Origin of the sequence: Marinomonas fungiae (assembly GCF_001418205.1) — a bacterium.
Classification (GTDB): Bacteria; Pseudomonadota; Gammaproteobacteria; order Pseudomonadales; family Marinomonadaceae; genus Marinomonas; species Marinomonas fungiae.
Genome location: NZ_LIQF01000020.1, coordinates 21042 through 33159 on the forward strand (window position 1 = coordinate 21042; position 12118 = coordinate 33159).

Sequence of the window (12118 nt, forward strand, 5' to 3'; positions counted from 1 at the left end):
GTCTTACTTTATTTTACATTTTGACTAAATATCGCGTTTTGTAAAATAAAGTACTTATAAATCAATAGTGTAATTTTTATATGATTTCATTTTAATTCGTCATCGCTACTTGTAAAGAAACACCATTTGAAATTTTTTATGCATTTCTTGGTCACATAATCCATCATAAATTGCTAGGTATCAAGCAGTCAATTTTCGACCTTAGGGCACTATCGCTAATTCTTCTGAGTCGCACCCAATACCACTAGATCTTCACTTGTGACCAAAATGTGGCCAAACCGCTTTCCCATTTAACTCACTAGTAAAGGCTGGTTGATCCACTCTTGGAAAACTATTAGGCCTAGATCTCTTAGCTTAACGACAGTAAACTCTCCACTATCACTTATGGATAATTGTGAGTTCACAGATGCAAATCATGAAGACGTTGCTGTCAGCTTTTCTACTAATAGGTCTTTCTAATCCTGCATTAGCAGAAGCAGATCAACCTATCAAAAAATCCAAATCTTCTATCTGTCACCGCCCTAATACTGAGCACTATTCAAAAACAAAAAATTTTAAGGTCTATGACACTATCGAAGCGTGCTTAGCAAGTGGTGGCAGATTGCCTAAAGGCCAGACTCTAAATTTGCCTCGCACTCCAGCACGTTCTTCTGTTACCAGCGATGACCAAACGACGAAATACAGCCGAAGCCAATTTGGTAGCGGCTGGGATGATGCTGATAGAGATTGTCAAAATACTAGACAAGAAGTACTTATTTCTATGTCCACTAACACAGTACGATTCGCAGATGACAAACAATGTCGAGTCACTTTTGGGCGTTGGATCTCAATGTACTCAGGAAATGTAATCTTCGATGCATCACAAGTAGACATAGACCATGTAGTGCCTTTGAAATGGGCGTGGGAGCATGGGGCGAAATCTTGGGGCAAATCCAAAAGAGAGCAATTTGCTAACGATCCAATCAATCTAGTAGCCGTTGAAGCGTCACTGAATCGACAGAAAGGTGCTAAAGGGTTAGATGAGTGGCTCCCACCTAAGAACCAAGAGCAGTACAAAGCAAGGTTTATGCGTGTATTAACGAAGTATGACCTTGAAAGGTAATGAACAGAAGCATGTATCTTGTAAACACAATTGTGTGTACCTGACGTTTTGCTAAATAACTGAAATTGCTTATTTCAACGTAATAAAAACAAGCTATTGAGCTAAACATCTACTATCTTACTTAACTTGAATAGATACTCTTCATGGAATTGAATACAAACTTACTTGGACGTATTTTCGGAACAAAAGGCATTGAATTAAGTGGCGAAACACTTCATGTTAATACTCGTAGTGGGGAGCATAAGTCATACAACCTTTCTCGCTTAAGATCATTTGCTACAATTACTGAAAGCTTATTCGGCAGTTCACTATCCATCGACTTTAGTGATGAAAAGCTGACTATCAAGTATCTTCGAAAGTCCGAAATATCTGAGTTTGTAGATGGATTAAACAGCTTTATAAGCAAAAAAATTGAAGAGTATCTTAGCCAGGCCACTTCTGAATTTAACTCACTAGTGATCAAAAGTTACCCAAGAGATTCTTGGTTAAACCAAATTTCGGATTTATGTGAAGAGTTACATTCGCATTATCTCAACCAATCAGATCTATGGGAAAAATATCTTCCTAGTGACCTTGCTAAACAAACAAAAGACATCGCCAAACATCACCCAGTAGATGCTCCAGCATTAAGAAAAGCTCATGAAGCTTATCAATTAGCTAAGAGAAAGGATTTCTTTGATGTGGTCGAGTCAAACCCTCTTACAGAAGAACAAAGATTGGGGGTATTACGGTCTAACGACAAAAATATGGTTCTCGCAGCTGCCGGTACAGGTAAGACCTCAGTTATGGTTGCGAAAGCACTAGACCTAATAGACCGTGGGCTTGCAAAACCTTCAGAAATACTAATTTTAGCGTATAACCGTGCGGCAGCCCTTGAGCTTAATGAACGCTTCTTAGATAAAGCAGGCAAAAGCAAAATTGTCTTAGAAACGTCACCTCAGATATCAACCTTTCACGCATTGGGTCGTCAGCTACTTCGTGAAGCAGGCATCCCCACAAATATGAGTGTATACACGGAAGATCCTTTTAGACTTACTCAGTGGGTTACTAATTGGATTTACTCTTATATTGCTGAAGACCCAACTAGGATCTTTGACTTAATCGAGCTTTCAAATCCACCTATAGACCCTTTTGACTTCAAGTCTAAAGCTGATTACGAGAAGCACCTACGGGATAATGAATTCAGAACCTTGAACAATGAGAAGGTTAAAGGCTATCAAGAATTACTGATAGCTAATTTCCTTTACATGAACAAAATCCCATACGTCTATGAAGCCCCTTATATCACTAAAAAAAGAATAGATATTGGTTTCGACTATAAGCCAGACTTCCACCTTACTGAAGCAGACATCTACATTGAGCATTTTGGTATTGATCGAAAAGGAAATACACGCCCAGATATAGATGCCAAAGCTTACAATGAGTCAATCACAAAAAAGCGTGCACTCCATAAAGAATATGGCACAACCCTAGTTGAAACATTTCACTATGAGTGGACTGAGGACAACTTAACCCAAAGCCTTAAGACAAAGCTTTTACAACACGGTGTTCAATGTGAACCGATGCACCCAAGCGAGATCTTTGAAAAGCTAAATCAACAGAATAAGCTTTCTTCTTGGAGTGAGCTTATGACGAAGGCTCTCCAAGCCATTCGAGTCGAGCGCTTGGATAAAGAAACGATTTTCAAACGCTTAGAAGACTCCAAAATAAATCAACCCAAAAAGTACTCTGGGCTACTAGACGCTCTACACCAAGGTTATGTTGAAGAGCTACAAAATCACAATAGCATCGACTTTGATGACATGATTATTAGGGCTATAGAAGTACTTCAGAAGGAGGAATACATTCCTACTTGGAAGTATGTACTGGTTGATGAGTTTCAAGATATTTCGGAAGCACGCATGGGCTTCCTTAAAGCACTTATAGAAAAAGGCCCTTCACCCTCTTTAACGGTTGTAGGTGATGACTGGCAGTCAATTTATCGTTTTTCTGGTGGTAAACTTGAACTAACGACTAGATTTGATCAGCTAGTTGGGCCGTACACTATGACCAAGTTGCAGAAGACATTTCGCTACAACAATAGTATTGCGAACACGGCTGGCAACTTCATAATGACGAACCCGGAACAATATGAAAAACATATCAAAACACATACTACTGTTGATCAGTCACAAGTTTATCTTTTAGATGATAAGCAAGGTATTCAAAACGGGCTTTATGTAAGAGTCAAAGAAGTAATAGACAAAATTCGAGAAAATGACTCTAGTGCAAGTATTTCAATCATCGCCCGTTACAACTATCTATTGGAAGAATCAAAGAAATTCCTCTGGGCAGAAGGTTTAAAAGAAAACATCAATTACTGGAGTTTTCACAAGTCCAAAGGCTTAGAAGCAGACTACTGTATTCTTATTGGATTTTTCCAAGGCAAAAGCGGCTTTCCAAATGAAAACAGAGACGATGCGATCATAGCAGCATTATTGCCTGCTTTAGATACATTCCCCCATTCAGAAGAACGACGACTACTTTACGTAGGTATCACGCGAGCTAAGAAAAAATGTTACATCATTGCAGATCCATACTCACCATCTGACTTTGTGACAGAGCTGTTAGCACCAATATATGACCTAAATGTTCATTCACCCTCATTTCAAGCCCAACGCAGAGCTATTTTCAAATGTCCAAATTGTGAAGATGGTTTTTTTAGGCGAATTGAAGGCAAACTTGGAGCGTTTTACTCATGCAGTACTGGCTTAGGTTGCCGAGTTGGAAAAGCACGTATATGTAAAAAATGTGGAGCTCCATCTGTAGATACTAGATATGCTAGCATTTGTAACAACGCTAGTTGTGGTCAAGAAATGAAAATTTGCGATAAGTGCGGACGCCCAATGAAAAAACGAAATGGTAAATACGGTGAGTTTTGGGGCTGTTCAGGTTTTGGGATTAAAGAAGACCAATGTAAGAACACAGAAAAAATATGATCAAATCTTGTTTAGCCGCTAGATTTGTCTATCTTTGATACTGTTATGGAATGATCTCATTCAAAAATCTAGGAAAAAATATTTACTAGCTTTACGGGATTTACTAAGGCTCTCTTTGCATATCTAGGCTCCTATTCTTTGCACTGTTTGAATCGCCACTAATTCTGAAGTCAACTCTTTCGTATTATCTATCCTTAAAATACAAAACGCCCGATGAGATACATCGAGCGTTTTAGGGCCTAAATAAGCGTCAACCTCTATCAGGACTAGTTATTACGCATTCAATCAATTAAGCTAGGTTTACACCATGAGCTTTAGCTAGGGCTGGTAGACCGCCAGCAAAACCTTGGCCGACAGCTTTGAATTTCCATTCTGTGCCGTGCAAGTATAGCTCACCGAAGATCATTGCCGTTTCTACTGAAGCGTCTTCTGAAAGATCGAAGCGGGCCAGTTCCACTTGTGAATCGTTGTTAGATACACGAATGTAACCATTGCTAACCATACCAAAGTTTTGTTTACGCTGATCAGCTTCGTGAATAGTTACCGCGAAAACAAGCTTTTTGACGTCCGCAGGGATATTAGCCAAATCAATTTTAATTTGCTCATCGTCGCCATCACCTGCACCAGTGCGGTTGTCACCTTGGTGTTCAACTGATCCGCATTGGCTATTTTTTTGTCCATAAAATATGAAACCTGCATCTGATAGAACTTTACCATCTTCGCCTACCATGAATACTGATGCGTCCAAGTCAAAGTCGGTTCCATCAGTAACACGTTGATCCCAACCTAGACCTGCCATAACCACTTTAAGGCCGGCGTCAGTTTTCGTAAGAGAGATGTTACCACCTTTCGCTAAAGATACAGCCATTTTAAAACTCCTTGTTAATAAGGTATTAGCGTAAAAATTGCGGGGCGCAGTCACCCCGCATCAAATACAAATCGGCAGATTAGCTAGCTGAAACGCCGTACTCTGCACAAACTGAAGCCAAACCGCCAGCGTAACCTTGGCCAACAGCTTTGAACTTCCACTCACTGTTATGGCGGTAAAGTTCAGCAAACAACATTGCTGTTTCTGTTGAGGCATCTTCTGACAAATCAAAACGTGTTACTTCTGCACCTGAGTCTTCGTTTACAAGACGAATGAAAGCACCACTTACTTGACCGAAATTCTGGTTACGCACAACCGCATCATGGATGGTTACAACAAAAACAATCTTATTAATGTCAGCAGGCAGAGCTTCTAAGTTAACCTTTAGGCTTTCGTCGTCACCATCACCGGCACCTGTGCGGTTATCACCAGTGTGCTCTATAGCACCGTTTGCACCTTTCAGATTGTTGTAAAATATGAAATCTGCTGGTGAGCGTACTTTACCACTCACGTCAAGCAAGAACGCTGAAGCATCGAGGTCGAAGTCTTGACCGTCAGTAGAGCGAGCGTCCCAGCCAAGACCCACTACAACCTTCTTAATAGTAGGGTCTGTTTTAGTTAGAGAAACATTACCACCTTTAGACAGAGAAACAGTAGCCATTGATTTTTCCTTAAATAATAGAGATTTTGTTCACGTTACTTTGTTGCCACTTCATTTCTTTCAGGAAAAATGAAGCTCGCGAAGATCCCACAGAACAGCACAACACCAACAACAGCCAAACTGGCCATCGCAGAGATTGTGTATTCATGGTGGAAGATATGCGCTGTTGCATTTAAACCAAGTTTCAAGGCTATAAAAAACAGCAGCACGATTACAGCTTTTTCTAGATGCACTAAGTATTGCTTCAGTGCTTCAAGAACAAAGTACAGGGTACGCAAGCCGAGAATGGCAAACATCATAGCGCTGTACACAATCAGAGGTTCTTGACTTACCGCGATCACGGCAGGTACAGAGTCAAATGCGAACATCACGTCAGAGAGCTCAACCACAGCCAAACACAACAATAGAGGCGTTGCATATAAACTGACCTTGCCAATACGACCCACTTGAATGCCAGCATTTTCAGGCTTAGCAAGTTCTGCGTTTACTTCGTTCTGATTTAGCAAGAAAGAATTGCCGGTTAACTTTGGCCAAATTGGGAAGAAGCGTTGTACCATACGGTAAGCTAGATGCTTCGAGTAATCCTCTATCTCCTCATCGTCTTCACCACTTTTCAGCATTATCACAGCAGTCCATAAAACGATGACAGCGAATATCATTTCTACCCATGGCCCAAGTGACAACAAACTCGTACCGATAGCAACGAATATTCCACGGAATACGATCGCTCCAATAACCCCCCAGTACAGAACTCGGTGACGATAGCCATTAGGTACAGCAAACCAAGAGAAAATTGCCATTATGACAAACAAGTTATCGACAGATAGCACCTTTTCAAGTGCGTACCCCGTCACAAACAAGCTAGCCACTTCCGCACCGTGGTTAACATAAAGGAAGCCAGCAAATGCGAAGGATATCGCCACCCAGAAAATAGACCACATGACAGCACTTTTTAGCTGGATTGGCTTGTCATCCCGGTGCATAAAAAGGTCAATTGTAATTGCTCCAACGGATAGCAGTATAAATACAACTACAGTTTCTAAAGGGAAACCAATGTGAGTAGTACCCATGTAACAAATTCCTTAATTTTTTAGCAGTAGTCCGAAGGGTTTAACCCGAGAGCCATACTAATTTCTTTGACTGCAACCTTCTCAGCGTCATCAAAGTCGCCATCGCTTTTCGCAACAGCAACCCCAACACGCAAGGCCAACTGCGCAGCACCATCATCGCTTTTTAAAGCCACGATGTATTTCATGGCTTCACCTTTCCCAATATCCACATCAAACTCGAAGCCAGAAATAATTTTCTGGAAAAAAGCGATTACCTCGTTTGAATCAAAAACCTTGAGTTCGTCTGAACTTTTGATGAACCCAATCATTTTTTGCTTCTCTTCACTGCTAACGCCATTTGAAGCGGCAGAGATATACGCACAGACAGCAACAGTGCCTTCCATGAATTTTTTATTTTTGAAGCGTGCCACTTGGTTTGCCAATTCAGATCGGCCTGTATTTACCGCATTACGCACTTTGTCAAAAAATGACATAATGTATTCTCCTGTTTGAATTTGGTTATTTGCTACCCGCTTTCCAGCGGAAACCCCATCCAAATGCTTCATCCATTTCAGAATGGCCATCAAAGTAACGATTTACACGCTCAACATTTAGAGAGCCGCCGTTGTTTTTCAATCTTGCAATCGCGCACATACCAAGACCGGGATTGCCTTCTGTTAGATTTGTCTCAATAGGCGGTTGGCCTTTCATGTGGATCGTAACCGTTCCATTGGTACTGTCCCAATTTGGTACACCCTCATATATAAATGCGTACACGAGAACTTCTTCGATGTTTTCCCACTCATCGCCATTAATGTACAGCCATTCGCCATCGCCACTATCACCAGTACGGTCATCATCTTGTAATTCAACAAAAGGAGGTTCGTATAAATATCCAAATCGACCGCCTAAGGCTTGCACCACAGTTTTATAGTCATCTTTAAGACGTATAAAGGCCCCTAGATCTAAATCAACGCCAGTCTCTCTCTTAAACAATGAGAAACCTTTGTGAGTAGAGCCGCGATTCCAGTTAAGGTTGATGCGGATTTCCCCAAATTTGGTGCTTTGCTTAGCTAGGCTAATGGTTGGCTTATCTTTACTAAGAGTGATTTTTTGCAAACTGATTGTTGGAGTTGGAGTTGGTTCATCTGCAACCTCCACCCCAAAATGCTCCGCTAACGGCTTTAACCCACCATTAAATCCTTGGGATACAAAGCGAAATTTCCATTCCGAATTACGGCGATAGAGCTCACCTAAAATCAAAGCAGCTTCGCGTCGTTCACTCATAGGAACATCGCATTCCAATAGGATGTTTCCAGCCTGCTCTACTTGAACTTTTAGTGTACGCAGGCCCTCGATCACTTGACCTGCATCAACAGTGGCCGTAAACGCAATTTTCTGTACTGCAGCAGGAATGGAGCCAAGATTTACGTTGAAAGACGTATTTAACGCCCCACCGGATAAAGTGATAGAGCTGTCGTCGCTACGCGGTTGACCGTAGAAAATCATATCTACTCCACCATCCTTTACTTTATTATTTTCATAAAGTCGAAAGGCAGATACATCAACATCGCTACCAGATATTACTCTAACTGTAAGAGTTTGAGTTGGAACGGGAGCATTCCCCCCAGGAATTAGCTTCATGATCATGATTACACCAACTCCGATACAATGCGGCCCATCATGTCGTCGATGACTTGACCAGGACATGGTAGACCTTGAGCAGTAAATTTCCACTCACCAGAGTCACGTTTAAGTGAGGAAATCATAATGCCTGTATGCTGACCTTGCTCTGACAGCTCATATCGAACCAGTTCTTTACCATTTTGATCTACAACACGACAGAATGCGTTTTCGACTTCGTTAAATGTTTGACCACGGAAACTGTTTACGGTAAAGGCAAGATGCTCAATGTTTTCTGGTAGCAGAGCTAGATCAATGTAGATGCTTTCATCGTCACCATCACCTTCACCTGTAAGGTTGTCGCCACTGTGTATAACCGAACCACATTTTGACTTTAATTGACGGAACCAGACGGTATCAATCTTGTCACCATTAGAATCCATTAGCACTACACTGGCATCGAGATCGATTTCAGCACTGCCACCAAGCAATTTGCCAAAGAAGCCAGTTTTTTTGATTGGATCCCAACCTAAGCCAAATGTTAGGCTAGTTAAAGGTGAATTTGATTGCTTAGTCAGTGATACAGACTGTTTTTTTGCTAAAGAAACCATATTAATTCCTTGTTTCTGGTATAAACATTATGCTTTACTCATTACCTTCCTAGTCCTAGGCAGGCCTTTAACTGACAATTAAATTAATTGCTCAATCAATATGTAAATGTCGCGTAAATTCTCAACGAAATCATTGCAGTTGTCAATCACATTATGATTGACCTATAAGAAAATTGATTATAAAGTCATCACCATTTAATTGGTAATATTGATTACCCCTCAATTTTCAAGGAAGTTAGTGCATTGAAAAGTATTTGGTTCATGGAAGGCTTGTCTTCACAGCGCGACATCATCGTGGCAACAATTGAGGCCCGACAATTACTAGGACTGTCCTTTCGAGTTATCGCTTCTCATCGCAGCAATCGCCCCGAAATCACATCCGTTGCGGATATATCCTTGGTTGAACCAAAAGGCGATGCTGAGCGAGTAGAGTTCATCAAAACTGTTGTATTGGAGCACAATGTTGCAGCTATTCTAGCAGGTCGAAATTGCCGCTGGATGGAAGAGCATCGTCGTGATATTGAAGCACTAGGAGTATCGTTAACAACGGGCTCAACCAGCCTAGATACACACTCAATTGCTGATGATAAAGTTAAGTATGCAAATTATATGTCGCAGCATGGACTATCTGTGGTGCCATCCATTCAAATTGACACTATCAAAGAGCTAAAAAATCAATTTAGCCTGAAAGAGGCTGTGGGCGAATTGTCTTGTATCAAACCGGTTGTAGGTATTTACGGAATTGGCTTTTGGATTCTAGATCCCTCTGTCAGCCCAATGGCAGCTTTTAATAATCCCGATAATCGTCGAGTAACACCAAAGATGTATCTTTCGGCAATGGAGCAGCAAACAACGCACAAATTGCCTGAACCTATGGTGATAATGCCCTACTTACCCGGACGAGAGCGTTCCGTTGACATGGTTGTTGAAAATGGCGAGGTAATTGCTGCTGTGTCTCGACGAAAAGAAGGCGCTATTCAATACATCGAGCAATCAGGTGAAGCTTTTGAATTAGCGAAATCCTGCGCTCATATCATGCAGGCCGATGGTTTAGTTAACGTTCAGACTCGTGATGACGCCGACGGAAAGCCTTATTTGCTTGAAATTAACATGCGTCCATCAGGCGGCGTTTGTTACTCCCTTTCATGCGGCATCAACCTTTCAGGCATTTTTGCTCTGCGAAAACTTGGCCTAATCGACAAAGAAACAGCCATCAAAATGGGGACTGAAGGCTTTCAGCCTACCGCTGTTCGCTCTGTATCAAGCGTTATCACTTTAGCCTAATACATCAAGAGGAATCTGATTGTGCACCAAACAGAGCAAGTTTTTCAGCGCAAGCTATCAACTGGTGAGTTGACTGTGGCCAGTTCACATCCCATGCCGCTTGAACATTTTTTTGAGATAGCTGAGCGCCGAAACCCTAAGCGAGCTTTCCTATTTGTTAGTAAAATGCTTGGACGCCATATCCCTATCAAGCCTAGTGTGATGCGTAACTCGTACAAATCAATTGCTGCTAAACTCCCTAAAAATTTACCTGAACCGGTACTCTTTATAGGGATGGCTGAAACGGCTGTAGGCTTGGCTGCAGGAGTATATCAAGAGGCTAAAGGTTCATTCGCTGAATCCGTGCTGCTTACGTCTACACGACACCCTATCGATGGAAAGTTGTTGTGTGAGTTCAAAGAAACTCATTCTCATGCTACCGACCACCTCATTTACTGGCCAAATGAACCTACTTTGGCTAATCGAGTGGCGCATGCAAAATCCTTAGTTCTTATTGATGATGAAGCAACCACAGGTAACACCTTTGCAAACCTGTATGGAGCGCTTAAAGATGCTGGCATGGATCACATCGATCATCTCGTAGCGGTGACTCTAACCGATTGGAGTCAAGAAGCAGTTCTAGAAAAGATTGATGGTCCAAAAGTAACCTTGGTTTCTTTAGTTCAAGGCAAATGGTCATGGAGCCCTAATCCAGATGCAGAACTACCCATTATGCCTAGTGTGGATGTAACAGCTAAAGGTGCTGTTGACATTATCGGTGCTCAAAACTGGGGACGATTAGGAGTGAATGAATCCACTTGCCAAATTGAAAAAAATGTAAACGCATTACCTACCGAAAAAGTATTGGTAATCGGTACAAGTGAATTTGTATGGATCCCATTCTTAATGGCTGAAAAGCTAGAACTCCAAGGTGCAGAGGTCTATTTTAGCTCTACTTCCAGATCCCCAATTGCTATCGGCCACGCAATAGAGTCGGTAATCACCTTTACCGACAACTACGGTCTAGGCATACCGAATTTTGTTTATAACATCGCCCACCAACAGTTCGATTCAGTTTACTTGTGCTGTGAAACCCCTGCTGAAAGCATCGATCCAATACTGCTTAAATCGCTTGAGCGTATTTCTAAGCATGTTGAAGTCATCACTTATGAGTAACCATCCTATGCTACATAATATCCGTCCCGTTGTGTTTCCCGATTTGGATGATACGTTGTTCCAAACTAAGCGTAAGATGGTAGATGAACTTGATCAGACGCCTGTACGCGTTGGCGCTTTAGACCGCTCTTTAGCCCCACGTAGCTTCATGAATGAAGAACAGGCATTATTGGTCGATTGGCTTTTAATACACGCCGATGTAATCCCTGTCACCGCGCGCGGCACCGAAGAATATGCCCGTGTACAAATTCCATTTAACTCATGGGCAATAACGACGCATGGAGCCGTTATTGTATCTCCAGATGGATGTTACGATGCCAGCTGGCAAGAACACATTGAGGCGGAGCTGTCTCCCTATCACCAACGCTTACTCAATTTGCAAGCTGGTATAACTCAGCTGATGACTGAACGCGGCATTGCTGCATGGGCTCGTATTAACTATGAATACGACAACATACCTGTCTATCTTGTTATGAAGCATACTGATAGCACCAAATTGGACGAACTCAATGCAATAGGTGATGAGGTAGAGAAAATATTTGGTACCAAAGGATTTTACATCCATCGCAATAGCAACAACATTGCATGGCTTCCAACCTGTATCGAGAAAGGAAAAGCTACCCGCTACCTTTTAGATAAATTGCGTAAAGAGCGAGGCATTTTCCCAACAATCGGGCTTGGTGACAGTCTTACTGACTTTAGCTTCCTAAAGCTTTGCTCTTGGTATGGCGTACCTAGTCAAAGTCAATTTTCATCTGCGATCAAAGACCGCGTATTTGGAGAGTAG

11 protein-coding genes are annotated in these 12118 nt (G+C 41.8%); 5 read left to right on the forward strand and 6 right to left on the reverse strand.

Translation table 11 applies throughout. From position 1 onward, the window contains the following. The first annotated feature begins 394 nt into the window (after positions 1-394). Both ASC49_RS18350 and ASC49_RS18355 read left to right on the forward strand, forming a co-directional pair. Complete coding sequence (locus ASC49_RS18350; RefSeq protein ID WP_211262087.1) at positions 395-1102, forward strand: HNH endonuclease family protein; 708 nt, start codon at positions 395-397, stop codon at positions 1100-1102. A 143-nt stretch (positions 1103-1245) separates the two neighbouring features. Next, the gene (locus ASC49_RS18355) at positions 1246-4080 is read left to right on the forward strand and encodes a UvrD-helicase domain-containing protein (RefSeq protein ID WP_055464695.1); all 2835 of its coding nucleotides are present in this window, start codon (positions 1246-1248) and stop codon (positions 4078-4080) included. 289 nt (positions 4081-4369) lie between these two features. Here the strand turns inward: ASC49_RS18355 and ASC49_RS18360 are convergent, their stop codons facing one another. The 6 genes from ASC49_RS18360 to ASC49_RS18385 all read right to left on the reverse strand — a co-directional run bounded on the left by ASC49_RS18360 (position 4370) and on the right by ASC49_RS18385 (position 8892). Then, on the reverse strand, positions 4370-4948 hold the full coding sequence (locus ASC49_RS18360; RefSeq protein ID WP_055464696.1) for a TerD family protein: 579 nt from the start codon (positions 4946-4948) through the stop codon (positions 4370-4372). 79 nt (positions 4949-5027) lie between these two features. Next, positions 5028-5609, reverse strand: coding sequence for a TerD family protein (locus ASC49_RS18365; protein WP_055464697.1), 582 nt, complete (start codon positions 5607-5609; stop codon positions 5028-5030). A 35-nt stretch (positions 5610-5644) separates the two neighbouring features. Then, a complete protein-coding gene (locus ASC49_RS18370) occupies positions 5645-6679 on the reverse strand; it encodes a TerC/Alx family metal homeostasis membrane protein (protein WP_055464698.1) in 1035 nt (344 codons plus the stop codon). Positions 6680-6699: 20 nt separating this feature from the next. Beyond that, positions 6700-7215, reverse strand: coding sequence for a tellurite resistance TerB family protein (locus tag ASC49_RS18375; RefSeq protein ID WP_281175795.1), 516 nt, complete (start codon positions 7213-7215; stop codon positions 6700-6702). Further along, positions 7178-8308 carry a TerD family protein gene (locus ASC49_RS18380; protein ID WP_281175797.1) on the reverse strand — a complete coding sequence of 377 codons (1131 nt, stop codon included), beginning with the start codon at positions 8306-8308 and terminating at the stop codon, positions 7178-7180. Before ASC49_RS18380 ends, ASC49_RS18375 begins: the two co-directional genes overlap by 38 nt. 2 nt (positions 8309-8310) lie before the next feature. Further along, positions 8311-8892, reverse strand: a complete 582-nt coding sequence (locus tag ASC49_RS18385; RefSeq protein ID WP_055464700.1) for a TerD family protein — start codon at positions 8890-8892, stop codon at positions 8311-8313. 243 nt (positions 8893-9135) lie between these two features. Here ASC49_RS18385 and ASC49_RS18390 point away from each other — a divergent pair, with 243 nt between their 5' ends. The 3 genes from ASC49_RS18390 to ASC49_RS18400 are packed head-to-tail and all read left to right on the forward strand — an operon-like array spanning position 9136 to position 12118. Then, the gene (locus ASC49_RS18390; RefSeq protein ID WP_211262088.1) at positions 9136-10176 is read left to right on the forward strand and encodes an ATP-grasp domain-containing protein; all 1041 of its coding nucleotides are present in this window, start codon (positions 9136-9138) and stop codon (positions 10174-10176) included. A 21-nt stretch (positions 10177-10197) separates the two neighbouring features. Continuing rightward, a complete protein-coding gene (locus tag ASC49_RS18395; RefSeq protein WP_211262089.1) occupies positions 10198-11331 on the forward strand; it encodes a phosphoribosyltransferase domain-containing protein in 1134 nt (377 codons plus the stop codon). Beyond that, positions 11324-12118, forward strand: a complete 795-nt coding sequence (locus ASC49_RS18400; protein ID WP_211262090.1) for an HAD family hydrolase — start codon at positions 11324-11326, stop codon at positions 12116-12118. The genes ASC49_RS18395 and ASC49_RS18400 overlap by 8 nt, the downstream gene beginning before the upstream one ends.